22 protein-coding genes and 2 pseudogenes are annotated in these 26,878 nt (G+C 64.7%); 12 read left to right on the forward strand and 12 right to left on the reverse strand.

Translation table 11 applies throughout. From position 1 onward, the window contains the following. Positions 1 to 507, forward strand: a 507-nt coding sequence (locus QJT78_RS31955) for a TCP-1/cpn60 chaperonin family protein (RefSeq protein ID WP_281460405.1), incomplete at its 5' end; no start/stop codon positions are given. A gap of 142 nt (positions 508 to 649) precedes the next feature. Here the strand turns inward: QJT78_RS31955 and QJT78_RS31960 are convergent. After that, positions 650 to 1,606, reverse strand: a complete 957-nt coding sequence (locus QJT78_RS31960; protein ID WP_028151868.1) for a hypothetical protein — start codon at positions 1,604 to 1,606, stop codon at positions 650 to 652. Positions 1,607 to 1,969: 363 nt separating this feature from the next. Between QJT78_RS31960 and QJT78_RS31965 the strand changes: the two genes are divergently transcribed. Then, positions 1,970 to 2,350 (forward strand): hypothetical protein, encoded by a 381-nt coding sequence (locus QJT78_RS31965; RefSeq protein ID WP_240537667.1) that lies wholly within the window; start codon positions 1,970 to 1,972, stop codon positions 2,348 to 2,350. 44 nt (positions 2,351 to 2,394) lie between these two features. Here the strand turns inward: QJT78_RS31965 and QJT78_RS31970 are convergent, their stop codons facing one another. The 4 genes and pseudogenes from QJT78_RS31970 to QJT78_RS31980 form a co-directional block, all read right to left on the reverse strand. Further along, entirely contained in the window at positions 2,395 to 3,414 is a 1,020-nt protein-coding gene (locus QJT78_RS31970; RefSeq protein ID WP_038944099.1) for an alpha/beta fold hydrolase, read from the reverse strand. 235 nt (positions 3,415 to 3,649) lie between these two features. After that, positions 3,650 to 4,381, reverse strand: a complete 732-nt coding sequence (locus QJT78_RS53225) for an MFS transporter (RefSeq protein WP_348652398.1) — start codon at positions 4,379 to 4,381, stop codon at positions 3,650 to 3,652. A 214-nt stretch (positions 4,382 to 4,595) separates the two neighbouring features. After that, positions 4,596 to 4,739 (reverse strand): annotated as a pseudogene (locus tag QJT78_RS53230) (MFS transporter); the annotation flags it as partial. A gap of 247 nt (positions 4,740 to 4,986) precedes the next feature. Continuing rightward, positions 4,987 to 6,321, reverse strand: a complete 1,335-nt coding sequence (locus QJT78_RS31980; protein ID WP_028151871.1) for a glycosyltransferase — start codon at positions 6,319 to 6,321, stop codon at positions 4,987 to 4,989. A 389-nt stretch (positions 6,322 to 6,710) separates the two neighbouring features. Between QJT78_RS31980 and QJT78_RS31985 the strand changes: the two genes are divergently transcribed. The 6 genes from QJT78_RS31985 to QJT78_RS32010 all read left to right on the forward strand — a co-directional run bounded on the left by QJT78_RS31985 (position 6,711) and on the right by QJT78_RS32010 (position 13,641). Continuing rightward, a complete protein-coding gene (locus QJT78_RS31985; RefSeq protein ID WP_028151872.1) occupies positions 6,711 to 7,661 on the forward strand; it encodes a c-type cytochrome in 951 nt (316 codons plus the stop codon). A gap of 364 nt (positions 7,662 to 8,025) precedes the next feature. Then, the gene (locus QJT78_RS31990) at positions 8,026 to 8,751 is read left to right on the forward strand and encodes a response regulator (RefSeq protein WP_014497160.1); all 726 of its coding nucleotides are present in this window, start codon (positions 8,026 to 8,028) and stop codon (positions 8,749 to 8,751) included. Positions 8,752 to 8,989: 238 nt separating this feature from the next. Next, the gene (locus tag QJT78_RS31995) at positions 8,990 to 9,478 is read left to right on the forward strand and encodes a DUF1127 domain-containing protein (protein WP_162136534.1); all 489 of its coding nucleotides are present in this window, start codon (positions 8,990 to 8,992) and stop codon (positions 9,476 to 9,478) included. A 273-nt stretch (positions 9,479 to 9,751) separates the two neighbouring features. After that, positions 9,752 to 10,660 (forward strand): cytochrome c peroxidase, encoded by a 909-nt coding sequence (locus QJT78_RS32000; protein ID WP_240537668.1) that lies wholly within the window; start codon positions 9,752 to 9,754, stop codon positions 10,658 to 10,660. After that, positions 10,657 to 13,158 (forward strand): two-component system VirA-like sensor kinase, encoded by a 2,502-nt coding sequence (locus QJT78_RS32005; RefSeq protein WP_281460406.1) that lies wholly within the window; start codon positions 10,657 to 10,659, stop codon positions 13,156 to 13,158. Before QJT78_RS32000 ends, QJT78_RS32005 begins: the two co-directional genes overlap by 4 nt. 324 nt (positions 13,159 to 13,482) lie before the next feature. After that, on the forward strand, positions 13,483 to 13,641 hold the full coding sequence (locus QJT78_RS32010) for a hypothetical protein (RefSeq protein WP_155257957.1): 159 nt from the start codon (positions 13,483 to 13,485) through the stop codon (positions 13,639 to 13,641). 53 nt (positions 13,642 to 13,694) lie between these two features. On the opposite strand, the gene QJT78_RS32015 is transcribed toward QJT78_RS32010, so the two are convergent. Continuing rightward, a complete protein-coding gene (locus QJT78_RS32015) occupies positions 13,695 to 14,582 on the reverse strand; it encodes a glyoxalase/bleomycin resistance/dioxygenase family protein (RefSeq protein ID WP_038944101.1) in 888 nt (295 codons plus the stop codon). Positions 14,583 to 14,816: 234 nt separating this feature from the next. Between QJT78_RS32015 and QJT78_RS32020 the strand changes: the two genes are divergently transcribed. The 4 genes and pseudogenes from QJT78_RS32020 to QJT78_RS32035 all read left to right on the forward strand — a co-directional run bounded on the left by QJT78_RS32020 (position 14,817) and on the right by QJT78_RS32035 (position 19,762). After that, positions 14,817 to 16,004, forward strand: coding sequence for a CoA transferase (locus tag QJT78_RS32020; RefSeq protein ID WP_038944102.1), 1,188 nt, complete (start codon positions 14,817 to 14,819; stop codon positions 16,002 to 16,004). A 105-nt stretch (positions 16,005 to 16,109) separates the two neighbouring features. Then, positions 16,110 to 17,165, forward strand: a complete 1,056-nt coding sequence (locus tag QJT78_RS32025; RefSeq protein ID WP_038944103.1) for a LacI family DNA-binding transcriptional regulator — start codon at positions 16,110 to 16,112, stop codon at positions 17,163 to 17,165. Positions 17,166 to 17,377: 212 nt separating this feature from the next. Continuing rightward, positions 17,378 to 18,736: pseudogene (locus QJT78_RS32030) on the forward strand (ABC transporter substrate-binding protein). Positions 18,737 to 18,829: 93 nt separating this feature from the next. Next, entirely contained in the window at positions 18,830 to 19,762 is a 933-nt protein-coding gene (locus tag QJT78_RS32035) for a dihydrodipicolinate synthase family protein (protein WP_028151880.1), read from the forward strand. A 96-nt stretch (positions 19,763 to 19,858) separates the two neighbouring features. Here QJT78_RS32035 and QJT78_RS32040 read toward each other — a convergent pair whose 3' ends face one another. From QJT78_RS32040 to QJT78_RS32065, 6 genes are all read right to left on the reverse strand, one after another. Continuing rightward, the gene (locus QJT78_RS32040; protein WP_028151881.1) at positions 19,859 to 20,530 is read right to left on the reverse strand and encodes an SDR family oxidoreductase; all 672 of its coding nucleotides are present in this window, start codon (positions 20,528 to 20,530) and stop codon (positions 19,859 to 19,861) included. 4 nt (positions 20,531 to 20,534) lie between these two features. Next, complete coding sequence (locus tag QJT78_RS32045; protein WP_038944104.1) at positions 20,535 to 21,749, reverse strand: exo-alpha-sialidase; 1,215 nt, start codon at positions 21,747 to 21,749, stop codon at positions 20,535 to 20,537. Then, positions 21,746 to 23,173, reverse strand: a complete 1,428-nt coding sequence (locus tag QJT78_RS32050; RefSeq protein WP_038944105.1) for a sodium:solute symporter family protein — start codon at positions 23,171 to 23,173, stop codon at positions 21,746 to 21,748. Before QJT78_RS32050 ends, QJT78_RS32045 begins: the two co-directional genes overlap by 4 nt. 294 nt (positions 23,174 to 23,467) lie before the next feature. Then, positions 23,468 to 24,616 (reverse strand): amidohydrolase, encoded by a 1,149-nt coding sequence (locus tag QJT78_RS32055; RefSeq protein ID WP_028151883.1) that lies wholly within the window; start codon positions 24,614 to 24,616, stop codon positions 23,468 to 23,470. A 193-nt stretch (positions 24,617 to 24,809) separates the two neighbouring features. Beyond that, positions 24,810 to 25,898 carry a mandelate racemase/muconate lactonizing enzyme family protein gene (locus tag QJT78_RS32060; protein WP_028151884.1) on the reverse strand — a complete coding sequence of 363 codons (1,089 nt, stop codon included), beginning with the start codon at positions 25,896 to 25,898 and terminating at the stop codon, positions 24,810 to 24,812. 163 nt (positions 25,899 to 26,061) lie between these two features. Beyond that, positions 26,062 to 26,823: an alpha/beta hydrolase gene (locus QJT78_RS32065; RefSeq protein WP_202801351.1), complete on the reverse strand. Its 762-nt coding sequence runs from the start codon at positions 26,821 to 26,823 to the stop codon at positions 26,062 to 26,064. Positions 26,824 to 26,878: the final 55 nt, after the last annotated feature.

Below are 26,878 nucleotides of genomic sequence, written 5' to 3' on the forward strand. Positions count from 1 at the left end.
GGCGGCGCGACCGAGGTCGAGGTGAAGGAGCGCAAGGATCGCGTTGATGACGCGATGCATGCGACCCGCGCGGCGGTCGAGGAAGGCATCGTCCCGGGCGGCGGCGTCGCCTTGCTCCGTGCCTCCGAGCATCTCAAGGGGCTGCGCACCAAGAACGACGACCAGAAGACCGGCGTCGAGATCGTGCGCAAGGCGCTGTCGGCTCCCGCTCGCCAGATCGCGATCAACGCCGGCGAAGACGGCTCGGTCATCGTCGGCAAGATCCTGGAAAAGGAACAGTACGCCTACGGCTTCGACTCGCAGACGGGTGAGTACGGCAACTTGGTCGCCAAGGGCATCATCGACCCGACCAAGGTGGTTCGCGTGGCGATCCAGAACGCGGCCTCGGTCGCGGCTCTCCTGATCACCACCGAAGCCATGGTGGCCGAGGTGCCGAAGAGGAACGCCGGCGGCGGCGCGCCTGCGGGTGGCGGCGGCATGGGAGGCATGGGCGGTATGGATTTCTAGATCAACCCGCTCATGGCCGAACGGCAGACAAGGAAAGGGATGGCCGATTCCTTGCTTCATTTGGAAAATGGCGCAGTCCGCTGCCTGTTGAAGAGAGATCGGGCGGCGACGGCGGCAGGGTGAGGCCATTGACGATTGATGGTCAACCCGGCGTTCGCGGGTTGCTGCTGTTCGATGATGGGCCGGCTGAGGCTTGCCGTTCCTTCGCTTCGTAATACTCAGCTGAGAACTTGATGGACCATCGCGCGAAGAACGAACGCAATTCCTGAGTGGGCTTCTCGACGCCGAGATGCTCTGCGACATGCGCCTCACGCAACCATCGCACCGCCGACGTGAGGCCGGCAACGCGCTCGAGCCTCTCAACCGCCGCGGTCCCGGCGATCTCTGCCTGCCGATAGCGAAGGCCGACCTTTCTGATCACATGCACGCGCTTGATGTTGTCGTAGCCCTTGAAGACGAGCTGAACGAGCGGGTGCTTCTTGGCCTGCGGCCAGGCTGCCGGATAGACCGGTAGCACCAGAAGCTTGCTCTTCGCGATGACCGTTGCGAGCGGATGCAGGAGTTGCATCCAGGCTGGCCAGGACGTGACCTTGGCAAACAATACCGCGTGCATCGCCGTTGCCGCACCGAAAGAGATCGGCAGCCAAAGGATCGCGCAAAGGATCACGAGCAATGCGGTGTTCGGCGTGAGATGCCGGCATGTTCTGAACACCCATGCCATGCCGCCTTCAAAGGCATCATGTATGGCTTGTTCGAACGCCCGATAGCTGATCTTCCGCCGGAACCACAACCAGTTTCGGCGAATCGATCTACCCCACTGCCGACGCTTCGCCGCGGACAGGGGAAGGAAGCGCACCGCGCCATCGATGACAGTCACGATGACGTCGCCGAAAACCCTGGCCGCGAAGAGCGGAAGCCAGACAATCTGCATTGCAAAAGGGAAGGCGTAGTCAAGCATCCGCATCAAGATCGAAAGAACGAAACGCAGGATCTTGTTCGTGGCGAGCGCGACAACAACAAGCGGGATGATGATCACATCGTCGAGCGCACCGCGAAAGCGGCTTTCCTCGGTCCATGCCGGGTGACGACCATCGGTCACGGTGCACCGTCCGGGCTGAGTGCCGGCTCAGACTAGCACATTGCGAGCTCGAGGGGGGCCTCAGGTGCCGGTCGTTAGGCGACGGCGAGCACTCCGCATAAGGGGCCGGTTCGCATGACCCGCGTTAACCCTGTCTCTGATCTTGTCCCGTGGTCGCGCCGGCTGGTTCGGTTCTGCCGCCAAGCCGCCTTATTGGATGCCTGCAATCGGTCTTCGATTTTCGGGAGCTTATTTTTCGGCAGGCTTTGAACGAGGCGTCTCGTTCGGGAAGCGTGAAATCAGATGAAGGCGGCTCTCATCCTCGTTGGCTTCGGTACACTCGCGGTGATGGAGCTTGAGACGGCGCCGCGCATGACAAAGCCCGTGAACGTGCCGCCCGTTCAGGCGACCGTCGGGTTACGCGTCTCAGCCGATACGCTGACGACGGCAGACCGGCTCGAAATCCCGCACATGCAATTTGAGGCGCCTCCGCAGCCGGTCTCCGTGAGCGAACCGATGCCTCTGCCGGATCAAACAGCGACGGTTGCGCCAGAGCCTTTGAAGATCATCGCGCCACACCAGCGCACCGCAAGCGGGAGAAAATTCGCGGTCATGCTGCCCAGACCTCGGCCCGCGCAGGGAACGTCCAAGGCAATTGCGAATGCCAAGCGCGCCAAAGCAGTCGCGGAGGTCAAGCCCTGCCGGTCAGGTGTCTTCGATGGCCTGTTCAAGGCATTGAACCTGTCAACGGGCTGTCAGAGCTAGCCCCAAGATCCTGCATCAGCGATATCGTTTCCGCCACGCCGGATTCACGCGGCCACGGTATCAATCGAGCGGCGGATCACCTGGCGCACCTCCGCATTCGACAGGAACAGGTCGTGGTTGATAACGCCCCAGCCTGCCTCGGACGCATCGACCACGCGCACCCCGAGCCCTTCGATGGCGGTCTTCTCGGCAGCGCCGACCCGTGTCATCCCACCAGCGATTTGCCCCGACAACGCCAGCGCGCGGTCGTTCGTTGCGGCGATGACGGTGATCTTGCGCGAAAGCGGACCGATGCGGTTGATCGACGACGAGAACACGTCCATGTCGATGTCCGGCGCGGCGAACACCACGGCCCCGATCCTGCCCGCAACGGCGTCACCGGATCGCGCATAGAGCTGGCGCAGGCTTTCGAGCGTCAGCATGGTTCCCATGCTGTGCGCGACGATGTGGACGCGGCCGGCGCTTGAACTCGTCACGACGGATTGCAGCACGCGTTCGAAGCCATCGCGAGACCACATTGCGCTGTCGCGGTCATAGGCGTAGTCGAACAGTCCAGCCTTCGAGGGCCAGGAGAATACCATCGTCTGGCCGCGGAACTTGATGCCATCGGAGAGATGCGCGGCATCGAGCGCCGCTGTCTCGAACGTCTGCTTGAAGCCGTGCACGTAGATGAGAACATCTGGTCCGCCGCCGGCCGGCGCGACAAGACTGCCGACATCGCCCGATACCGGCTCGACCCCATCAAGACGCCAATCGTCAAGCCCGGCTGCAGCCAGAGAGAAACGGCTGTCACCAGGCGCCACAAGCTTCGCTCGTGCGACGGTCATCGTAGAAGCTCGCTCCGGCCCGAACCACGGCTTCGACCGGCCGCCGCTCACTGGCTTGCGCGTGGTGACGACGAGCAATGTAGGGTCGACTGAAAGCGACGAAGCGTCGTAGCGTGCGCCGGTAGCAAGGCTGGCGCATCCGCCCAGTGCGACAACGCAGGCCGAGGACGCAAGCCCGCCAAGGAGCGCACGGCGGGACGCAATCACTTCGTGTTGCACTAAACGTCGGATGATCACGCAGAACCTTTGGGAACTGCCCCCTGGAGGAGCCCGCCCCCTGCGCGCGTTCCTGAATGATGATGGCGGCGAGAATAAGGGCGGGGCGCGCCACGCCGCTTGTTCCAAATGCGGATTGAAATAGTCGAACAATCAAGCAGGTTTTGGTTCCGCCATTCGGAGGTTCGATCCCTCACTGGCCTAGTCAGGTCGCAACCCGACGGATGCGCCGGGCTGCCAGCTGGATTCGGCGAACTCAGGACTTCGTGGGGCTGCGGACCGCCACGCCGGGATCGATCGTCTGCGACGGTAGGCGGCGTTCGGCGGGGCGCGCGACCAGCAGATAGAGAACCAGAGCGAGCAGCGACGTTGCTGCCATCACCGCCGTCATTGACAACGCGGTCCGCCCGTCGAAGCGAAGTGCGACCAATCCGCTCGATATTGCGCCGGCGGTCAGCTGAATGCTTCCGGCGGCGGCGCTGACGGCGCCCGCGATCTCCGGGAGACGCTGCATCGTCGCGCTCATCACGTTCGGCACGCTGAACCCGAAGCCGAGGGCGACCGCCATCAGCAGCGCGACCACGAGTGACGTGGGCATCCAGCCGGCCAATGTCATCGCGAGCAGGGCGGTGCTGGCGGCGGCCGACAACGTCAGCCCGGTTGCGAGCATGCGGGCGGACTCTACGCCGCGCCGGCCGAGCTGGCCGTCGAGAAAGGCGCCGACCATGACGGCCCCTGAGCACGCGCTGAAGATCAGGCCATATTGCTCGGGGCGCAGTCCGACGGCGCCGACGAAGAACAGCGAGGCGCCGGTGACGTAGGCAAACACGGTCGCGCCGCCCGCGGCGCCGACCAGGATGAAAGGCAACGACACCGGATGTGTCAGCACCTGGCGGTAGCTGTCGATGACAGCCGAAAGCGCCAGGCGGCCGGAGCGGTCGGTCGTCGCAGTCTCCGCGAAGCGAAACATCACCACGACCAGCAGCATGAGACCGATCCCCGCCTGGGCGGCATAGATCGATCGCCAGCAGGGCGGCGCCGGCCGTCGGTGCGATCACGGTCGCGACATTGACTGTGACCATGACGTTGGCGGTCTTGCCTCGCGCGGCGTTGCCGTCGAAGAGATCGCGAATGATGGCGAAGGTCGTTGCGGTGGCGGCGGCGCCGATGCCCTGGACGAAGCGGCCCAGCAACAGAACCGGCAGCGAGGACGCCTTCGCGCAGGCAAGGCTTGCGGCGACGAACAGTACGAGGCCGAATGCCAGAATCGGCTTGCGGCCCAGGCGGTCGGAGATAGGTCCGTAGATCAGCGGCGCGGTGGCGAGGCTGAGCATGAAGGCGCTCATGGTCAACCCGACATCCGACGCGCTCGCGTTGAGCGTCGCGCCGGTTGCTGCCAGCGCCGGCAGATTGATGTCGATGCCGGAATAGGGCACGGCCGCCAGAAATCCGAGCAGCAGCGTGAAGGCGAAGGATGCGGGGTCGATTTGCATGGACGGATTTCCGGTTCCGGCTTGGTCGATGTGCATGAGGTTCGATGTGCATGAGGTGATGGAGGCGCGGTCGCCCGCCCTCCATCGTCGCGTTCGGCGATTACGCGCGCCGCCGCCGGCTTGCCGCCATCGCGCCGGTATGCGAGCTCTCGTCGGCCACGAGCTCGCCGATGACCCGGAGGACTTCGGCCCGCGTGTCGATCCCGGCGAATTCGTCCGCGATCTGCGAGGCACGCGACTGGAAGCGGGATTGATCGAGCACCGTCCGCACCGCGTCGCGCAACGCCTTCGGTGTCGGCTCGTTGGTCGCGAGGTTGATGCCGACCCCGGACCATGCGACCCGCGCGTTGACGTCGGCCTTGTCTTCGGTCAGCCCCGCGGTGACCAGCGGGATGCCGAAGCTCATGGCCTGGTTGACGCTGCCATAGCCGCCATTGGTGACGAGCACGTCGACGTTCGGCAGCAGCCATTCGAACGGCAGATAGCTGGCGATGCGCGCGTTCGACGGGATCTTGCCGGGGATGGCGTCAACCGGGCGGCCGCCTGCCGTCACGATCACCAGGATGTCTTCCTCGTCCGCGAGGGCGGCCAGCGTCGGGGCAACCAGCAGATTGAAATTGTGATTGGCCACCGTTCCCTGCGTCACCAGAACGATCTTGCGCGATCCGTCGAGCTCTTCGGCCCAGGACGGCGGCGGGACCTGGTTGGCGATGATCGGCGGGGTGCCGACGAAATGCACTGAGGGCGGAATCTCGCGAGGAAATTCGAAGCTTGGCACCGACAATTGCAGATAGGCATCCCCGAGAGCGACCACGGAATGGAAGAGCGGCATCGCGATCGGCCCGACCCCGAGAGACTTCAACGCCCGGTTCAGGCGCATTGACACCGGCTGATCGACTGCCGCATCAAATTCCCGCGCCATGGTCGCATAGCGATCGCGCTCCTCGTCGGTCTTTGCCGGCGGCAGACCGAGGAAATTGGGCCCGCCGTCCTCGCGCGCCCAATGCAGAAACGAGGTCCCGCAGAGCGCGATGGGAGGCCGCTGCGAGCGCGGTCCGAGCAGCATCGGCAGTACACCGAACAGCATGTCGTCGGCGACAATGATGTCGGCGGGGAATTGCCGCAGGATTTGCAGCAGCCCCTGGTGCTGAGCCGGAATGGCGTCGACGAAGATGCGCTCGCAAGCAACACGGAACCACTCCAGTCCCGGCGGAATGGTCTTGAGTTCGGGGAATCGCGAGAAGACGTCGTTTGGATCAAAGTCCGCGTCCTCGGGAAGGGGAAAGAACTTCACGCCGCTGGCTTCGACGCGGGCACGAAAGGCGGTGCCCGTCAGGAAAGCGATCTCGTGACCATCGCCACGCAGGATTTGCGTGATCGCCAGCATCGGATTGAGATGACCCGTCGCAGGTGTCGAAGCGATAAGAATCTTCATGTGAGTTGACCTCTTGATGATCGATGCACGGTCGCCCCAGGGCGTCCGGTCGAGTAAGAGGCAATTGAAGCGATCGCCGTTACGCCATGGCTTCCGGCGGCAATGGAAATGGTTACGGCGGCAACGCATCGTGGCGCTGCCAAGGCCAAGCAAAAAGGCCGATGCAAAAACCGGTGACATCGCGCCGGAAGCCGATAGCTCGCACAGGATTACAATTGTAACGCGAGCGGCAAGCGATGAAACGGCACGGAAACACCGCGCTGTTAATCCGGCAGACCTCCGCATGGCACACCTTCGCAGATATTGGCGCGTTGGCGTCGGCCGAAATTCATTTTTGACGATCCGGATGTCGCGCGACATCGGTCGCGCCAAATTCATTGAGGACTGCCATGGAAAATATTTTTGCCCTGATTGCGATGGTTGCGTTCATCGCGTTTCTCGCCTGGCTGGGCGTTCGCGCCTCCCGGACGAAATCTGCTCTGGCGAAGTGGAGCGGCATGGTGCTGACGGCCATGCTGGCCGTCTCAGTGTTCGGCGTCGCCGCTTTGACCGCGGTCGGTATCGTCCGGCAACACGCCCGTTCTGCACCGGTCCCGGATGTGAAGATCGAGGCGACACCGGACCAGATTGCCCGAGGCATGGCCGTGGCCGACGGCTTTTGCGCCGCATGTCACTCGCAGACCGGGACGCTGACCGGCGGCGGCGACGTCGCCAAGGATCTCCCGATTCCCATCGGCTCGTTCGTGCCGGCCAATCTCACGCCCGCCGGCGTCCTGAAGAATTGGTCCGATGGCGAGATCTTTCGTGCCATTCGCAATGGGATCGACGCGAGGGGGCGCTGGCTGGCGATCATGTCCTTCACCAATGCCGGCCGGCTCAGTGACGACGACACCAAGGCCGTGATCGCCTACATCCGCAGCCTGCCCGCGAGCGGTGCGCAGACCCCGGATCCGCCGGATCGCTTCAGCCTGCTGGGCATCGTGATGCTGGGCGCCGGATTGTTGCCGGATGCGAAGCCCGTCTTCACCGGCGTGATCACCGCGCCGCCGAAGGCGCCGACGGCGCTCTATGGCAAGTACCTGCTGTCCTATCAGGATTGCCGCGAATGCCACGGCAGGGATCTCGGCGGCGGCGTGCCGGGACAATTGCCGCCGCTTGGACCGGACCTCGGTATCGTCAAGAACTGGAGCCTTGCGCAGTTCGTCGACACCATGCGCACAGGCGTTGATCCGAACGGGCATCGGCTCGGCGAGCAGATGCCGTGGCGGCCGATCGGGCGGATGGATGACGACGATCTCGCCGCGATCTACCAGTACCTGTTGGCTCTGCCGGGCTCCTGATGATTTCGTGAAGCCCGCAAACGGTCGCGCCCGGCGCGGCGCGCAACAGTCTGCGCAGCCCAGCGCAGTCGCTGAACGACAGCGCAGGCCGCAGGCTTCATATCGCCCCGAAGTAGCAAGCGTTGGGATCACAATTATTCACGTATGCGACATCCGGCGGAATTAGCCGCAGAATTACCCTGTTGCGACGTCATCACGGCACCATAGATGGACTCAGTGTGTGCCGATGACCGCGGGTATCCCGTTCTATTTTGAGCGATTCCAATTCGGACGACATCAATATCATTTCACCACAGCCGGACGTTGACGTTCGTAACTTTTAAGTACAGCTCACTCGGCGGACGGCGAATTTTGAGAGTATGGAATGCTTGCAGATATTGGCCACATCGTCGTCGTCGATGACGATCCGACGTTAAGGCAAATGGTGATCAAATATCTCGAGGAGCATAATATCCCGACAAGGGCGGCCTCCAACAGATCGGAATTGAACCACTATCTCGATGGCAGCCAGCCGAGCCTGATCATCCTCGACCTTCGGCTTGGTCAGGATGACGGTCTGGACCTGTTGAGGGAAATCCGGTCGCATTCCGACGTGCCGGTCATCATCACGACGGGCCATCGCCCCGACGAGATCGATCGCATCGTCGGGCTCGAGCTCGGCGCCGACGACTACATCATCAAGCCGTTCTCCCTGAGGGAGCTGCTGGCGCGCGTCCGCGCGGTGTTGCGGCGGCAGGAGATGGGACGGGCCGCGCGTGCCCGCGATCCCGAGCGCGGGGGCTATCGCTTCAGCGGCTGGAAGCTCGAACGCCGCAGCCGAAAGCTGACAGATCCCGATGAAGCGCCGGTGCCGTTGAGCAAGGGAGAATATGCGCTGCTGCTGGCCTTTCTCGAGGCGCCGCAGCGTCCCCTGACTCGCGAGCATCTGCTGCAGGCGACCCGCATCCATGAGGATATTTTCGATCGCAGCATCGACGTCCAGGTGCTGCGGCTACGACGCAAGCTGGAGACCGATCCGAGCGCGCCGCGCGTCATTCAGACCGAGCGCGGCGTCGGCTATGTCTTCGCGGTGCCGGTCGATCCGTTCTAGAGGAGATTGGAAATTGCAATTGTAGCCGTTTTGCCGTTGACCGTGACCTCCGCGTAACAGCGGGCCGCCAGATTGCCTCCCACCAACATCATGTGGGAGACTTACGATGAAGAAGCATTCTCTCGGTGTGAGCCGCGTTGCCTTGCCGGGTAATATGGGGCCCGACGGGGCGAACTGGGTCGCACGTTCGGATGGTCGCGGCATGGTCAGTCTCCGTGCGATTGCCGCGGGTCATTCCTTGCCCGACATCGGTTCGCCTTCGGTCGCGCCGGCGGCCGCGCAAGACCAGCCTGCCACCACATTCTGGTGGGCCGTCTTCGCGTCTGTGATGGAAGGCTTTGCCCTTTACGGCGCCGCATTGCATCCGACCGCGGCCGTGCCGGTTCATGCGATGCTGGACGCTGTGCGTGAATCCCGGCCGCCTTCGGCAGATCTCACGCCGCCCGCGCCGGCGAAGAGCGTCAGCGATGGCGCCGGCGACAGTGGGAATATCGTCCTGTTCGATCGCGCCCCGCCGCGCGATGCACGACCGGCGCGCAGCTGGCTGCACTCGCTCGGTGTGGCTCTCGGGACTGTGATGGCCCTGCCGGCACACTGGCGCCGGGAATGGGAAATCAGAAAGGCCGTCGCAGGGCTGATGGAGTTCGACGATCGGACCTTGCGGGACATCGGGATCAACGGCCGATCGGAAGTCGAGTGGATGGTGAGGTACTGTCGTGATTGCTGACGCGATTTGCATGGCCCTGGTGGGGCTGGACTTCTGTCGAGCGGCGAGCCGGTCGATCATGTCGATTGGCGTCCAAGCTGGCTCTTCCGATCTCGCACCGCCAAGCCGACCACCACTCTCGCGACCTCACCCAGCTTCGATCAAAACTCCTTGAGCAGACGCGACAATTCTCGCTCCACCCCCACATTGCTGGGCGTGCAGCAGTTCACCAGATTTCTCGGGGCCGGACGAGGTGCCGGCCTTCGACGTTGCGCGATCGTGATTTGCGCGCTGGTGCCGTGCTCTCTGAAGGTCTCTCCGGCACCGTCGCAGTCGCCGTCCGCCTTCGTGTCGGTCCGCAAGGATGAGCCCATCACGCCCATTCCGGCGCCGCCCGTAATCAACCCGCTGAAGGTCAAGCTCGGCGAACGACTGTTCTCCGATCGCAGGCTGTCGCACGACAATTCACGCAGTTGCGCATCGTGTCACGATATCGCGACGAACGGCGCGAGCCCGAGGCAGCACGATGTCGGCCCCGACGGGGCGCAGATCACGCTCAACACGCTCACGGTCTTCAATGCGGCGCTCAGCTTTCGCTTCGGCTGGGAAGGAAAATTACGCAACCTCGAAGCCGATACCAGGGCATCGCTGGAAAGCCCGCGCACCATGGCGAGCAGCTCGGTCGAGATCGCAGAGAAGCTCAATGCCGATCCCGACATGCGCGAGAGCTTCTTCGCGGCTTACGGCCACCGCCCGGAGCGCGGCGATGTCGTCGACGCGCTCGCGAACTTCCAGCGCACGCTGGTCACGCCGGGCGGCAAGTTCGATCGCTGGCTGGCGGGTGACGCCGCGGCGCTGTCGGGGGACGAGCTGGCCGGCTACCAATTGTTCAAATCGCTGGGCTGCGCGTCCTGCCATCAGGGCGTCAATGTCGGCGGCAATCTGTTCCAGCGCCACGGCATATTCCACCCGCTCGCATCGCCCGAGCCGAAGATTCTGCGCGTGCCGAGCCTGCGCAACGTCGCGACCACGCCGCCGTATTTCCATGACGGCAGCGCGCCGACGCTCGATGACGCGGTTCGCAAGATGGCCTTTGCCCAATTGAACGCGACGCTGACGGAGAAGCAGGTCAAGGCGCTCGTCGCCTTTCTGAATAGTCTGACCGGCACCTATCGCGGCGCGACTGTCGGAGGCTCCCCATGAAAGTTGCCCCCGCCGTGATCGGCGTAACCTGCGTGCTCGCCCTGCTGACCTGGCTCTTGTTGAACGGGCTGAACTTTAATTCGGTGCGTTACGACCGTCAGCTCCAGGCGCTTGGCGACTTCACCCGGTTCGAACGCGCGATGACCAGGGAAGTGCTGACCGCGCGCGCCGGCCTGTCGCGCAACTATGACAAGCTGGTGCAGATGACCGATGCCTATGACGACGCCCTGACGCGGCTGCGCGAAACGCCGGGTCTCAACGCCGAAGAGACCAGGGCCATCGATGTGCTGTCGGCACGCGCCCTCCGGCAGGAGGACCTGGTCGAACGGTTCAAGAGCCGCAACGCGCTGCTCCAGAACTCCTTTGCCTATTTCGGTCTGTTCAGTGACAAGCTGGCCGAGTCGGATCAGCGGGCGCTGGTCACGGCCGCCTCCGCATTGGCGGCGGCGATGCTGCGCCTGACGCTCGATACGTCGGACGTCGTGGCGCGCCAGGTCCAGGATCGGTTGGAAGAGCTGTCGCTCGTGCAAGCGCCGCCGCAGGACACGGATTCGGTCCGCGCGTTGCTGATGCACGGGCAGATGCTGCATGACCTTCTGCCCGACATCGACACGATCGTGAAGACGCTCGTCGCCGAAGCGAACAACCGCGAGCAGGATGCCGTATTGGCATTGATCACCAGGCGTCAGCTCGCCTCGCGGGCGTCGGCGCGCCGGGTCCGCCTGTTGCAATTCATGACGTCGCTGCTGCTGCTCTGCGGTGTGGTCTATTTCGGATTGCTGTTGCACCGGCGCGCGGTCACGCTGCGCCGCCGTGCGGCGTTCGAGCACGTCATGGCCGGCATCTCGATGCGGTTCATCGATTCGAGCCGCGAGAGGATCACCGCCGACGTCGAGGCCGCGCTGCAACAGCTCGCCGGATGCATCGGTGCGGATCGCGCCTATTTCGTCGGCGCGACCGGGACGACGACAAGCACCTATCGGTGGTCCCGTGACGGGATCGCATTCGAGCGGGGTTGGCCCGATCGCGCGCTGAGCCTCGCGCCACGCTTCGACGGTGGCGAAGGCGGTATCGTCTATATTCCCAAGGTCAAGGCCGCCCATCCCGACGACACGATGAACCTGCTCGAGGACGCCGGCGTCGGCGGCTGGCTGTGCGTGACGGCGGTCAGGGGACATCGCGATGAAATCCTCGGCTTCGATACCGTGCCGGCCGGGGCGCTCGAATACTGGTCCGAAGTCTCGTTGTTTCGCATGGCGTTCGACGCCATCGGCAACGCGATCCGCCGGGTGCGGCTCGAAGGCGAGAAGGAGCGCTTGCAGGCGAGCCTGCAACAGGCGCGCCGCATGGAAACCCTCGGCACCTTTGCCAGCGGCATCGCCCACAACTTCAACAATATCGTCGGTGCGATCCTCGGCTATGCCGAGATCGCCGAAGCGCGAATCCGGTCGGGAGGCCGGCCGGCCGGCAGCCTTGCGGAGATCCGCCGTGCCGGCGAGCGGGCGCGCGAACTGGTCGAACAGATTCTCGGCTTCGGCCGCCGCGGCGAGGGCAGGCGGGAGCGTGTCTGCGTCAGGACCCTGATCGACGAGACCAGATCGCTGCTGGCGGCTTCGTTGCCTTCGCACGTCCAGTTCGAGGTGAATGAGTCGGCCGAAGAGGCCACCGTGATGGGCGAGCCCGCCCAGTTGCAGCAGGTGATCCTGAATCTTTGCAACAATGCGGCTCAGGCGATGACGGAGCCGGGTTGCATCGAACTCGGCATCAAGGTGCGCGATCTTCAACAGCCATTGTCGATCGGACGCAGTGAGGTCGGCCCCGGCCGCTTCACCGTGATTTCGGTCACCGATCTGGGGCCGGGAATGGATGAGGCGACGCTGGAGCGGATCTTCGAGCCCTTCTTCACGACGCGCCCGGACGGCAACGGCATCGGGCTCGCGACCGTTCGCGAGATCGCGGAGCAATATGGCGGCGCCGTCGCCGTGCAGAGCGAGCCGGATGCGGGCACGCGCTTCGACGTCTGGCTGCCATCCGGCGATCCCGACGAGGTGGTGCCGGTTCAGCACAGCCCCGATCTTGCGTTCCGTGGCGCGGGCGAGACGGTGCTGGTGCTCGACACCGACCGCCGTCGCCTGTTGCGCCATGAGGAAATCCTCGCGGCGCTGGGTTATGAGCCGGTCGGGTTCACCAGGCTGGCGGAGGCGATCACTGCCTGCCGCGCCGCGCAAACGCGTTTCGATGCGGCGCTGGTGTGTCACATGCCCGGAGGCTCCTCGATCGAGCTGGCGGCGGCATTGCACGCGGCGGCGCCGGCCTTGCCGATGATTCTGGCGAGCCCCTCGACGCGCGAGCTGGCGGTGCCGTCGCTGGAGACGTCAGGGATCACCGAGCTCGTTCATCACCCGCTGATATCGGCGGAGCTCGCCGGCGTCCTGGCGCGGAGCGTCGCCTCGTCGGCCGCGCGACGACGCGTGAGGCGGGCCGCCGCGGCGCGGTAGAGCGTTTTCGAGCGAAGCGGAAACCGGCTCGCGCGAAGGAAGCGCGTCAAGACGGGAATCCAGAGCTGGCGCACGACAATCGGCGATCGCGGTTGCAATGGTAACGCGATGTCGCCGCGGGCGAAATGGTCGAGTAGCCGGGACCTCCTATCCATCGTGTGCGCATCGTCGCAACGTCACCGCGATAGGAGAATGATGATGTCAATCAGACTTGGCGTGACCGTCGTCGCAGCTACGTTTCTGTTCGGATCGGTTTCCAGCCTCAGGGCTGCCGGAGGCGCAAGCGCGCCTGTGACCATGTCCTCGCCTGGCAGTGTGGACGCAATGAAGTTCGCGGACCTGTCCCGGCAGGCTCCCATCGGTCACCGGCAGCCGCGACGCAGCGACGTGCCCGGGTCGACGCAATCTTCGCCCGAAGACGCGGAGCTGCAGCGGCTCGACAAGGGGGTCGACCGCCGGCTGATCATCTGCCGTGGCTGCTGATGGCAGGCCGAGGTCATGGATCGCGCGCGCCGCAAGGCGCGCGTTCGCCGCCCCTATCCCTCGTATTGATCCAGCCCCATCGCCCAGAGCGACTGATCGTGGCCGAATGCGTAATTGCGGTTGTTGATCGCCGGATTGCGATTGACCATCGGCCGCATGAACATCGGATGGGTCACGCTGCGGACCTCGTGCTCGACCGTGAAGAGATGCCTGCCGCTGTCGAGATCGACGATGTCGCAGAAGCGGTACTGGTATTGATTGTCCTCGCGCGAGATCAGGTCGCGCGCCAGGAGTTTGCGGTAAGGGCCGGAGAAGTCGGTGATGTACATCTGCACGTGGTGGCCGTCGTAGTCGCCCTGGGGCCGATCGGTCTCGCGGAACAACAGATGCTGGTCGCGGCCGGTCTTCACGGCGGCGACCTGGCCGTCGCCGTTTCGCAAGCTTGCGGGCATGCCCATGATCTCGGGGTAGAAGGCGCAAATCGCCTTCGTGGTGCCTTCCGGCACGTCGAACTCGACATAGGGAATCCCGAGCGCGATGCGCCCGAAGCGCGCGGCGTCCGGCTCGTAGCAGCGCAGTCGGTTGCCCCACGGACAGGTCGCCTCGACATGATCATTGTGCTCGGCGAACGCGAACGCCGTGCCCTCGAGCTTCTTCGCGACTGACGCGAGCCGCGCCAGCAGCGCCTCACGGCCCTCGATGACCAGCCCGACATGGCCGCGCAGCACCTGCGGCCTGCCGCTCGGCAAGTGAAACTGGCTCCGTCCGGCATTGATCCACATGTTGGTGTCGGACACCATCAGGTAGGGATCGCGGGTCAGTCCAAGCCCGGTCACGTAGAACAGCGTCGCCAGGCGCTGGTCGGGGACCTGGATGTTGACGTGCTCGAAATGGATCGCGTTGCCGAGATCTTCTGCGGATCGATCGAATTGTTGCGGCATGGATGTGCTCTGGCTGGGGGACGGACGGGGCAATACTGGAGCGTTTTCAAGCGAAGTGGACACCGCTTCGCGTAGAGAAAACGCGTCAGAATAAGACTCTAGCGCAGAATTTCCGCCAGCCGAAACTGTTCGCCGATCACATCTTGGGGGCAGGGCCATGATGTCCTTTCCCGCCTTGCCGTGGCAGCCAGTCCCTGTAATCTGGCGAGAACATATGAATATGGGAAGGGATCGATGGGAGGAGTTTTGGAGGGCGTGCGCGTCCTCGATTTCGGGCGCTATATCGCAGGGCCCTATTGCGCGACCTTGCTGGCCGAATTCGGCGCCGAGGCCATCCGCGTGGAAAAGCGCGACGGCAGCGAGGACCGCTTCGTGGCGCCGGTCGGCGGGGGCGGCGAAGGCGCGCTGTTCCTGCAGGTCAACCGCAACAAGAAGTGCATCACGCTCGATCCGATGAAGCCGGAAGGGCAGGAGGTGATGCGCCGCCTGATCGCGACCGCGGACGTCGTCGTCGCGAATCTGCCGCCGCAGACGCTGCGCGCGATGAAGCTCGACTACGACTCCTTGAAGGCGATCAAGCCCGACATCATCTTGACGACCGCCACCGCGTTCGGCGGGCCGGGGCCATGGTCCGACCGCGTCGGCTTCGATGGCGTCGGCCAAGTCATGTCGGGCTCGGTGTACATGACCGGTGCCGGCGACCCGCCATATCGCGCCGCGGTGAACTGGGTCGATTTCGGCACGGCGCTGCATTGCGCGTTCGGGACGCTCGCAGCCCTGATCGAGCGCGGCAAATCCGGACGTGGGCAGATCGTCGAAGGCGCGCTGCTCGCCACCGCGCTGTCCTTCACCAATGCCACGCTGATCGAGCAGGCGGTCATCAACGTCAACCGTGTTCCGACGGGCAATCTCGGCCAGACTGCAGCACCGGCCGACATCTACCGCACAAAGGACGGCTGGGTGCTGTGCCAGGTCACAGGGCATCCGCTGTTCAAACGCTGGGCGAAGCTGATGGGTGAGGAGGACCAGTGGCTGAACGATCCGCGCTTTGCCGACGACATCAGCCGCGGCAACAACGGCCCCGTCATCAGCGCGCGGATGGCGCGCTGGTGCGCCGAGCGCACCACGCAGGAGGCTGTCGACACTCTGGGCAAGGCCATGATTCCGACCGGGCCGGTCCTCAACCCGCAACAGGCGCTTGACCATCCGCATATTCGCGCCGCCGGCTTCATGCAGGAGGTCGAGTATCCCGGCCTGCCGAAACGCGCACCCGTCGCCCGCGCCGCCGTCCGGCTGTCGGAAACGCCAGGCGAGATCGCATCGCGTCCGCCGACGCTCGGCGAGCATACCGACCTCGTCCTGACTGAGCTTGGCTACGACGTGGCTGCGATCGCGGCGCTTCGGCAGGGCGGGATCGTCTAGGAAGCGCGCGCGCCTCACGCCGGGAGATTTTCATTGAGGACTCCGGCGGTCGTCAATACCATGGCAAGGTATTGATCGATCAGGCGTTCGACCGACGTGGCGGGGATGGTGGCAGGTTCAAAGAGAGCGCGTGGAGGCAGCGGCCGCGTCAAGCTCGAGGAGGTCGCCCGCAAGGCCAATGTCTCGACCGCGACCGTCTCGCGCGCCTTCAACGAGCCCGACAAGGTTTCCGAAGAGGTCAGGCAGCGGGTCAAGGACGCCGCACGCGCCCTGAACTGGATTCCCAATGCTGCCGGACGGGCGCTGGCCTCGCGCCGGACGCATATCGCCGGCGCCATCATCCCGACCCTGGACGACGAAATCTTCGCCCACCAGATCGGCGGCATGCAGACCGTCTTCAGCGAGCGCGGCTTCACGCTGTTCCTGGGTTGCTCGAACTATGATCCGGACGAGGGCTTGCGGCAGGCCGAAGCGATGCTTGCGCGCGGTGTGGAAGCAATTGCCGTGGTGGGTGAAAATCATCCCCCCGAGCTTTTTGACGCGCTCAACTCGCGCGGCATTCCCTATGTCGTGACATACTCCTACAGCAAGCTGTCACCGCATCCGTGCATCGGCTTTGACAATCGCGCCGCGTTCAGCCGCATGACGGAGCATCTGCTGTCGCTCGGCCATCGCCGGTTTGCCGCCATCTTCCAGCCGGACACCAATAACGACCGCGTGAAGGACAGGCTTCGCGGCGTCAGCGAAGCGCTCGCGGCCGCGGGTTTGGAAATCGCGGCACAGGATCTGATGATGGGTCCCTCGACGCTGGAGTTCGGCGCGGCCAGTTTTGCCGGATTGATGACGCAAGCCGTCGACGTTCGGCCGACCGCGATCGTTTGCGGCAACGACAATCTGGCGCTCGGTGCGTTGATGGCTGCGCGGGAATGCGGCCTGGACGCGCCCGGGGATTTTTCGATCACCGGCTTCGATGATCTTGCGATCTCATCGCGCTTTTCTCCGGGGCTCACGACGATGAAGGTCGACAATCAGGAGATCGGTGTCCTCGCGGCCAAGGAGCTCCTCGCCGTGATCGCGGGCCGGCAAGCACAGGCGCAATCCCGCGAAGTCATGCCTGTTCTTAAAATCCGCGACAGCGCAGGTCACGCCAGGGGCGCCTGAGCCCGCAGAGAGCGGTCGTCTCTTCGATAGGGCGCATGGTCCCGCCAAGAGGGTTGCTTCCCTCTCAAAGGGTCGCTTGACTCCAGATATGTAAGCGCTTACATAGCCGCGTTTTAAGCGCCATGAGAGCAACCGGCGGGCCCCTCGCCGGATGAGACGGAGAGGAAACGACAATGCGGAATAGCGTTTTGCGGTGGGCCAGAAACTGTTCGATGGCGGTTTCGCTGCTCTTGCTGATGATGGGAACGGCGAGCCCGGCAGCCGCCGAGGAGAAGCTCGTCGTCTGGTGGAACAAGGGCTACTACAAGGCCGAGGAAGACGCGCTGCTCGCCGTCATCAAGAAGTTCGAGGCCAAGACCGGGGTCAAGGTCGAGCTGTCGCAATATGCGACGCAGGACATGATGCCGAAGCTGGTGGCGGCGCTCGATGCCGGCAGTCCACCCGACGTGACCTATGCGGACACCTAGCATTTCCAGGGCGCCGGCAAGTGGGCCTCCGAAGGCAAGCTGGTCGATCTCGGCTCCGTGCTCGCACCGATCAAGGGCGAGTTCTCCCCGCAGTCGCTCGAAACGGTCATGCTGTACAACGACAAGACCAAGGCGAAGGCCTATTACGCCTTCCCGCTGAAGCAGGCGACGCTGCATCTGCATTATTGGAAGGACATGCTGGAGGAGGGAGGTCTCAAGGAGACCGACATCCCGAAGGACTGGAAGGGCTATTGGTCGTTCTGGTGTGACAAGGCGCAACCGGCGGTGCGCAAGGCGTCCGGCAAGCGCATCTACGGCATCGGCCATCCGATGGGCGTCGACGCCACCGACAGCTTCATCTCGTTCCTGGTGTTCATGGACGCCTACAACGTCGTGCTCGTCGACGACAACGGCAAGCTCCTGGTCGACGATCCCAAGGTGAAGGCGGGTCTCGTCGCCGCCATGACGGACTATGTCGAGATCGCCGCGAAAGGCTGCACGCCGCAATCGGCGACGAGCTGGAAGGATCCCGACAACAACGTCGCCTTCCACAACAAGACGACGATCATGACCCACAACTCGACGGTTTCGCTCCCCGGCAAATGGCTCGACGACGCCGGCAACGAGACGCTCACCGCCGAGCAGCGCGACGAAGCCAAGAAGAACTATAATGACCGCATCCGCACCATGGTCTGGCCCAACAAGCCGGATGGCACGCCGGTCCACACCCGCGCCTCCGTGGTGGTCGGCTTGATCTTCGAGCAGGCCAAGAACAAGGACCGCGCCAAGGAGTTCGTCTCGTTCCTGCTGCGCGACGAGAACCTCCAGCCCTATGTCGAAGGCGCGCTCGGTCGCTGGTTCCCGGTCAAGACGGCCGCGCAGAAGTCCGCCTTCTGGGACGGCGACGTTCATCGCCGCGCCGTGCGCGACCAGTTCTTCGCCGGCGTCGGCGGCTACGAGATGAGCAAGAACTACAAGTTCACCACCCTGAACAACGAGAACGTCTGGATGAAGGCCGTGAACGCCATCGTCACCAACAAGGTGCCGGTCGACAAGGCCGTCGACGACATGATCGCGCGCATCAAGGAAGTGGCCGGCAACTGATCGCCAGCCCGAACAGATACGCTCACGCGTTGCAAGACGCGTGAGCGGCAGGCTCCTGCCTGTCACCGAATTCAACGTCTTGGGAGCCGATTTGTGACCGCAACCATCAAGGGCATCATTCCGGTGATGCTGACGCCGTTCACCGAAGCCGACGCGATCGACTATGCGGGCCTCGAAAATCTCGTCGAATGGTACATTGCCAATGGCGCGGACGCGCTGTTCGCCGTGGCCCAGTCGAGCGAGATGCAGTTCTTGAGCCTCGAGGAGCGCGTCGCGCTGGCGCGCTTCGTCGTGCGGCAGGCGGCGGGCCGGGTGCCTGTCATCGCGTCAGGCCACGTCAGTGGATCCCGCGACGATCAAGTGACCGAGCTGACCTCCATCGCCGCGACCGGCGTGGACGGATTGGTGCTGGTGACGAACCGGTTCGATCCGAAGCGGCAGGGCGGCACGGTCTTCATGGATGATCTGCGCCATCTGCTCGATGCGCTGCCCGCCGATCTTCCGCTCGGCCTCTACGAATGTCCCGCGCCGTTCCGGCGGCTCATGTCCGACGACGAGCTGGCGTTCTGCGCCGAGAGCGGGCGCTTCGCGATCCTCAAGGACGTGTCCTGCGACCTCGAGACCGTGAAGCGTCGCGTGGCGCTGACGAAAAACTCCTCGCTCGCCATCGTCAATGCCAATGCGGCGATCGCCTTCGACGCCATCAGAAGCGGATCCGCCGGCTTCACCGGCGTGTTCACGAACTTCCATCCCGATCTCTACAAATGGCTGTTGACCGACAGCGCGCGACATCCGGCGCTGGCGGACGATCTCTCCGTCTATCTCGCCCTCGCGGCGATGGCCGAGCCGATGGGATATCCCAAGCTGGCCAAGCTGTACCATCAGAGGCTCGGCACGTTCGCCTGCGCCCACAGCCGGACCATCGATTTCGACATCCGCGAGCGGTTCTGGGCGCTCGATGCACTGCTCGACAAGATCATGCAGGGGCAGGCGAGCTTCCGCGCAAGGATCGCGGCCACGCGCTGATCGCCGTAATTGTCGATCTCGATGATGTGAGGGAAACCGCCGCGCGAGGGCTGTCCCTCGCGCAATTGCGGGCCGACCGTGATTGCGGCCGTGCGCCTAGAGCGAGCTGCCGCCGCAGATGACGAGCTGCTGTCCGGTGATGGCCGCAGCCTCCGGCGAAAGCAGGAACGCCACTGCGTGCGCGACTTCCTCCGGGCGAATGAAGCGGCCGATCGGTGGCAGTTTTGGCGCGACATTGGCGCGCGTCGGGTCTTTCAGCATCGGTGTCTCCGTTGCGGCGGGCGCAACGACGTTGACCGTGATGCCGCGCGGCGCAAGCTCGATGGCCCAGGACCGCGCGAGCGCCACCAGCGCCGCCTTGGTCGCGGCATATTGCCCGCGGCCGGCCGCGCCTGAGGCGGTGCGACTGCCGATGAGGACGATGCGACCTCCATTCGGCAAGTGCGGCGCCAGCGCGTTGGCGAGACGCTCGGCGACATCGACATGCAGCCGCCACATCGCGGTGCCGCTGTTATGGTCGAGCGATCCAAGCTCGCCGACCTTGAGCATGCCGGCCGCGTGAACGAGTGCGGTCGGCGCGATGCCTGCGACGGCGTTCGCGATGCCATCGACCTCCTCGAGATCGAGCGAGAGGTGATCGAAGGCCGGATGTGCGGGACGCCGGCTGATGCCGGTGACGCGCCAGCCATCGCGCAGCAGCCGTTCGACGATCGCAGCGCCGATCCCTGAGCTGGCGCCCGTGACGAGCGCGTGCGGCCTCTTGTCCATGACCTCAGCCCCGCGTGGCGCGCTTCACCCATGGCTCGGTCACGCGCACATATTTGATCGCGCGGCGATGGAAGGTGAAGGCCATGTGGATCGCCCCGTCGGCGGTCTCCTTGACCGAAGGATAGGACAGTTCGCGATTGGTCTGATCGCGTGAATTGTTGGTCATGCAAAAGCCGTCACCGGTCTCGACGTTGCGTTTGCTCCACGTCCGCCCGCCGTCGGCGGAGACGGCCAGCGTCATCGGCGCCCGCGGCGCGCCCCAGAACGCGGTGCGTTCGTCCGTCGTCTTGCCGTCGCCGGCGAGCACGGGCGGCAAATCGTCCTCGATCTCGTCATAGAGCGAGAGGCGGCGCCCGGTCGCATCCCTGGCGCTGGAATCGTTGAAGACCAGCGCGAGATGACCGTTGCCAAGCCGCGTGACCTGGATCGAGGAGTTGTTGTTGGGCAGCACGGTCTGGACCGGCGCCGACCAGGTGCGGCCGTGGTCGGTGGACCGGCTCTGATAGATGTTGTCCGCCCAGCGGCTGCGGCAGAGGGCAATCAGCGAGCCGTCGTCGAGGCGCGCGATGCACATATGCACGCAGCCGCGGCTGCCGGGGACGTCGACGTCGCGCCAGGTCGCGCCGGAATCGGACGAGATCTTCACCGCGCTGGTGTCCTCGTCGCCGTTCCATTTCCGACCCGGCGTGCTGTGGCAATAGAACACGGGCAGCAGCCAGTCGCCATTGTCGAGCACGACGATCGGTTGCCGGATGAAGGTGCCGCGGCCGCGCTGCTCGGGAAACAGCGTCTCGATCGGGCCCCAGCTCCTGCCGTTGTCGCGGGAGAGGCGGCGGCGGATCAGCGCGGTGTCCTGGTTGCCCGCCAGCTGCGGCGTCCACATCAGCCACAGCGTGCCGTCAGGTGCGGGAAACAGCACCGGGTTCTGCTCCGAACGTCCGTTGTCGTCGGACAGCTTTTCGGCCGGAGACCACTGCGTCGCTCCGCGAGCGAGGCGCGAAAAATAGACCGAGATGTCCGACATGCCCTCCTGCGTGCCGCCGAACCAGACGCAGGCCAGATCGCCGTTCGCGAGCGGCATCAGATTGGCGGCGTGGTTCTGCACGCAAGGCGAGGGAATGAAAGCGTCGGACCGGTCGGGATCGCCGGCGGCCGGGCGAACGACGCCATCGGCGACGATCCCGATGTCGGTGGTCACGATCCCGGTATCGATGATCATGTCGAAGTCCTTTCCATCAATGCATTTGGCTGCGGCGTCGTGGCGGCGGCCGGAGCGCGGCCCATCACCAGGCGCTCGACCGCCATCACCACCAGCGGCGTCGCGGCCGCGACATACATGTTGTCGATGCCGAAGGGGTTTCCGAGCATGTACCAGGCCGTCGTCGAGATCGCGGCGCCGATCAGGCCCGCGGTGGCGCCGCGGTTGCTGGCAAACAGCGGCAGATAGAAGCCCATCATCGCGATGATGGTGATCGACAGGCGCAGCGCGCGCGTGAAGAACGACAGCTTGAGGATTTCCGGAATGAAGAAGACGAAGACCAGCGGCGCGATGCCGATCGCCACCGAGAACAGGCGGGTCATCTTCAGCTCCCGCTCCGGCGTCGGCTTCCAGTAGGGGACGTAGAAGTCGCGCACCACCAGCGAGGCGATCGCGAGCGCAACCGTGCAGACGCTGACGAAGATCGAGGCGACGAGCGAGGTCGTCACGAAAGCCGAGGCCAGCGGCGGCATCTTCTCCAAAAACACCGGCAGCGCGTAGAGGCTGTTCATGTCGGGATAGAGGAATTTCGCGGAGACGCCGATCAAGGCGAGCAGGAATCCGAGCGGCAGGCAGAACGCCGCCGCATAGAAGGTGGCCCTGCGCGCGTCGTCGGCGCTCGGCGTCGAGGAGATCGCCTGCACGATGAACTGGGTCGAGAAGATCGCGCCGACGGTGCCGAAGGTCCAGGCGAAGATGGTCGCAAAGCCGATCTTGCCGTCCCAGCTGAAGTAATAGGCGGGCAGCTTGGCCTGGATCGGCGCGATGCCGCCGGTCAGCGACATCGCAACCGAGAATATGATGACGATGCCGACGACCTTGATGGCGCTGTGCAGGATCGTCACCCAGGCGACGCCCTTCAGCCCGCCGAACACGTAGTAGAAGGTGCTGACCACGGCGATGATGCACATCGCAACGGGCATGCTGACATGCAGTGCGGTGGCGATCGCGGCCGCGCCGCTCACATAGTTGCCGACGTTCACGAGGAGCAGCGCGTAGATCATGATCACCGACACCGTGAGCATGGTCGACTTGCCGTATTTCTGCGCGATCGCCGCCGAGATGGTGTATTCGCCGGAGCTGTAGAGCTTCTTCACCATCAGGAACCCGAACAGCAGGAAGCCGATCGAGGCGCCGAGCACGGCCCACCCCGCCGCCATGCCCGACTGGAACGCTTCCTGCGCCGTGCCGACGGTCGATTTGGCGCCGACGAATTCGGACATCATCAGCACGCCGACGACCACCGCCGGCATCGCGCGTGCGCCCGTCATGAACTGATCGCTGGTCCTGCTGCGCAGCCTGAACGTGAGCCAGGACGTGAAGGCGATGTAGGCGACGATCATTGCGACGATGAGCGTGCTGTCGCCATTGAGGATGGCTTGCATCGATGACGTTTCCTCTGGTGACGCGGATGCGGTGTTGTGAGCCCGCTTGGTCCCGCTGCAGAATGTTCGGAATGCGAACAATTGTTCTATAATTTCATTATTCCTACCCGCACGTCCCGCGTCAAGCGCGCGCGACGGTGCGGTGCTGCAACGCGCCCGCTCGGGCAGTCATCGCCGCTGCATGTTCAAAGGGTTGCAGGCCAAAGAAAAAAGTGTCGGTGGGACAGTGCGGCGGGACGGTCGGCGCACGGCCGACGTCATGCGCAGGGGATCCGTGGCCCGGCCGTTCCGGGGTCAGTTCGACTTCAGCGCCACCTTGGCGACCTCGGCCATCCAGCTCGAAGCGACCGGCAAGATCGCGTCGTTGAAATCGTAGCGCGGGCCGTGCAGCTCTGCGCCGTCGCGCAATTCACCATTGCCGATCCAGGCGAAGGCGCCGGGGCACTGCTTGAGGAAGAAGGCGAAATCCTCGCCGGCCATGCTCGGCGCGAGATCGCGTCGCACCTCGGTCTGCACTTTCTCCGCGGCGAGGCGCGCCAGGCCCGCCTCGGCCGGTGTGTTGACCACCACGCCGACGCCCATGACGATTTCGGGCGTGACCTTGACGCCGAAGGTCGTTGCAATGCCCGCGCAGACCTCTCCGATCCGCGCCAGGATGACGTCCTTCACCGCGTCGCGATGATACCGCAGCGTGCCGCCGATGGTGACGCGTCCCGCGATCTGGTTGCGCGCCGTGCCGCCTTCGAGCGTGCACAGCGAGAGCACAGCGGTGTCGAGCGGATCGATGCTGCGCGACACGACCGATTGCAGCGCCACAATCAGGTGTCCCGCCGCCATCACGGGATCGCGGGTCAGATGCGGCATGCCGGCATGTCCGGCATGGCCGTCGATGGTGATGCTGACGCGTCCGCCGGAGGCCATCACGACGCCGTCATGGACCGCAATGGTGCCGGCTGCGAGCCCCGGCCAGTTGTGGAAGCCGAACACCCGCGTCATCGGAAAGCGGTCGAACAGGCCCGCGCCGACCATCGCGCGCGCGCCGCCAAGTCCTTCCTCGGCCGGCTGGAAGATGAAGTCGACGGTGCCGCTCCAGCTGGTGTCGGCCACCAGCAGCGCCGCCGCGCCGAGCAGCGAGGCGGTGTGCCCGTCATGGCCGCAGGCATGCATCACGCCTGATGTCGTCGAGGCGTAGGGCAGGCCGGTGTCCTCGGTGATCGGCAGCGCGTCCATGTCGGCGCGCAGGCCGACGCGGCCCTGCGCCGCCCCTCGCGTCAGCGTCGCAACGACGCCGTGGCCGCCGATGCCCGCTTCGAAGGGAATGCCGAGCTCGGTGAGCTTCTCCTGCACGAAGGCAGAGGTGGCCTTCTCGTGGAGGCCCAGTTCCGGGTGCGCATGCAGATGCCGGCGCCACTGGGTCAGTTTCTGGTGCAGTTCGGGGGGCAAGGCGGGGATCTTTCGCAAGGAGGGCCGGCTAATGCCAGCATAGCCGAATATTGAGCCGACCCGTCAAGCGCCTGCGAATGCCTCGCGTGCAGCAACATCGTCATGGCCGGGCATAGCCGTCCGAAGGACGGCGTCGCTTCCGCTCGCCTATGACCCGGCCATCCACGTCTTTCTTCGGCCATGACGGATTGCCCTACGGCGAGAGCTTCGCCAGTCCCTTCCAGTCGAAGCTGATGCCGTGGCCCGGCCGGTCCGGCGCCAGCGCCTTGCCGTCCGCGAGCACCAGCGGGTGCTCGATATACTTGTCCAGCCCGAAACCATGCGCTTCCAGATACGAGCGATTCGGGCAGGCCGCGAGCAAATGCACCGTGATGTCGTGCGCGCCGTGGCTGGTAACCGGGAGATTGAACGCCTCCGCCAGCCGCGCGATCTTCATGAACGCACTCACGCCGCCGCAATTGGTGACGTCTGGCTCGGGATAGGACACGGCGCCGGCGATGATGTAGTTCTTGAACTCCCACAGCGAGCGCAGATTCTCGCCGGCCGCGATCGGCACGCCGCCGGTCTGCATGATGCGGGCATGGCCCGCGACGTCGTCGGGGATAACAGGCTCCTCGAGCCAGGTGAGGTCGTAGGGAACGAAGGCGCGGGCGGCGCGGATCGCGTCCTCGACCGTCCATTTCATGTTGGCGTCCGCCATCAGCGGAAAGCCGTCGCCGAGATGCTGTCGCATCGCCGCGACGCGCGCGACGTCGGATTTGAGATCGGGCCGGCCGACCTTCATCTTGATGGCGCGAAAGCCCTTGGCGAGATTGCCGTCGGTCTGGGCGAGCAGCGCCTCGACGGAGAGATCGAGGTCGATGCCGCCGGCATAGCAGGGCACGTGCGCATCGAAGCCGCCGAGCAGGCGGAACAGCGGCAATTTCGCGCGCCGCGCCTTCAGGTCCCACAACGCGATGTCGAGCGCGGACAACGCCAAGACCGCCGGTCCGCCGCGCCCGCCATAATGCAGGCCCCACCAGACGTGATGCCAGATCGCCTCGGTGTCGTCGGCCTCGCGTCCCTCCACGAGTGGCGGGATCTCGCGTTTGAGGATGTCGGCAGTCGCCCCGCCATTGCGCCCGACCGTGTAGGTGTAGCCGACGCCTTCGGCGCCGTCGGCATCGCGGATGCGGCAGGTGATCAGCTCGAACGCCGCGATCTCGCCGTGGGTGGAGTCGGACAGCGTGACGGGCAGGGGAATCCGGTAGAACCCGGTCTCGATTGTCGAGATGCGTGCCATGTTTCCTTCCTGCTTTTCCTTGCAGGCTAGGCCGGCAGGCATCGGCGGGCAACCGCGGGCGATGCAGGGCAGTTCTGTAGGATGGGTAGAGCGAAGCGAAACCCATCATCTTCATTACCGCGGCGATGGGTTTCGCTGCACTCTCCCCATCCTGCGGACGACTTCATGCGAAGAAACGACGCAGCTCCGCCGCAACGCGAATCGGGTCGCCTTCGTTGTCTGCCGCGATGTGTCCGGCGCCCTTGAATTCAACGCGCGTCGCGTTCGGCAGGATCGCGGCGAGAGCATCGAGAGCGGTGGCGAGATAGCCCTGGCTCCGATCGCCGCCAAGCAGCAGCGTTTCCGTGCTCAGGCTCCTGAAGCGGTCGAGATCGCCGGCTTTCTCCGCAATCAGCTCGATGTCGTAGTGGACCGTCGGGATGAGCGTGGCCAGAGGCGGCCCGTTGCCAACGGCCGCGTTGGGACGGAGCCGCATCATCATGGCGAAGAACGATTTAAGGACAGAGGTGGGGAGCCTTGTCATGATCTCTTTGTCGCCGGTGCCCTTGAGCACGGCAACAAGGGCGGCCGGCAGATCCCCCTTCGCCAGGGCCGCCTCATAGCCAGCGGCCCAGTAGCGCGGCTGGACCCCGCCGAATTCGAGCGGCGGCTCGTAAAGCACGAGGCGCACGATCGCCGGATTGGCGAGCGCGGTGTGCATGGCAACCAAGGCCCCGGCGCTCAATGCAAACACATTTCGTGCGCCCGTCTCGGCGAGAAGCCGGCCGAGATCATCGATCTCGGTCGCCATGCAGTGGTCGGGCCGGAACGGTCCGCTCAGACCACGACCGCGCCGGTCCGGGATGAGAACGGTGAAGCGGTCGGCCAGCGCTGCGCCAAGGTCAGTAAAGCTCGCTGCGCTCTGCAGCGCGCCATGGAGCAGCACCAGTCCGGGACCTGAGCCCAGTTGCCGATATCCAATGACGGTGCCGTCATTGGCG

It is taken from the genome of Bradyrhizobium sp. Mp27, assembly GCF_029953005.1.
In the GTDB taxonomy this organism is placed as follows: domain Bacteria; phylum Pseudomonadota; class Alphaproteobacteria; order Rhizobiales; family Xanthobacteraceae; genus Bradyrhizobium; species Bradyrhizobium barranii.

What these genes read in the sequence shown, in the direction of transcription:
- QJT78_RS53225 (WP_348652398.1), bottom strand. Translation starts at nt 4,381, where the DNA reads ATGCTGCTGGTCGTGGTGATGTTTCGCTTCGCGGAGACTGCGACGACC.
- QJT78_RS31980 (WP_028151871.1), bottom strand. Translation starts at nt 6,321, where the DNA reads ATGAAGATTCTTATCGCTTCGACACCTGCGACGGGTCATCTCAATCCG.
- QJT78_RS31985 (WP_028151872.1), top strand. Translation starts at nt 6,711, where the DNA reads ATGGAAAATATTTTTGCCCTGATTGCGATGGTTGCGTTCATCGCGTTT.
- QJT78_RS31990 (WP_014497160.1), top strand. Translation starts at nt 8,026, where the DNA reads ATGCTTGCAGATATTGGCCACATCGTCGTCGTCGATGACGATCCGACG.
- QJT78_RS32005 (WP_281460406.1), top strand. Translation starts at nt 10,657, where the DNA reads ATGAAAGTTGCCCCCGCCGTGATCGGCGTAACCTGCGTGCTCGCCCTG.
- QJT78_RS32010 (WP_155257957.1), top strand. Translation starts at nt 13,483, where the DNA reads ATGAAGTTCGCGGACCTGTCCCGGCAGGCTCCCATCGGTCACCGGCAG.
- QJT78_RS32015 (WP_038944101.1), bottom strand. Translation starts at nt 14,582, where the DNA reads ATGCCGCAACAATTCGATCGATCCGCAGAAGATCTCGGCAACGCGATC.
- QJT78_RS32020 (WP_038944102.1), top strand. Translation starts at nt 14,817, where the DNA reads ATGGGAGGAGTTTTGGAGGGCGTGCGCGTCCTCGATTTCGGGCGCTAT.
- QJT78_RS32025 (WP_038944103.1), top strand. Translation starts at nt 16,110, where the DNA reads ATGGTGGCAGGTTCAAAGAGAGCGCGTGGAGGCAGCGGCCGCGTCAAG.
- QJT78_RS32040 (WP_028151881.1), bottom strand. Translation starts at nt 20,530, where the DNA reads ATGGACAAGAGGCCGCACGCGCTCGTCACGGGCGCCAGCTCAGGGATC.
- QJT78_RS32045 (WP_038944104.1), bottom strand. Translation starts at nt 21,749, where the DNA reads ATGATCATCGATACCGGGATCGTGACCACCGACATCGGGATCGTCGCC.
- QJT78_RS32050 (WP_038944105.1), bottom strand. Translation starts at nt 23,173, where the DNA reads ATGCAAGCCATCCTCAATGGCGACAGCACGCTCATCGTCGCAATGATC.
- QJT78_RS32060 (WP_028151884.1), bottom strand. Translation starts at nt 25,898, where the DNA reads ATGGCACGCATCTCGACAATCGAGACCGGGTTCTACCGGATTCCCCTG.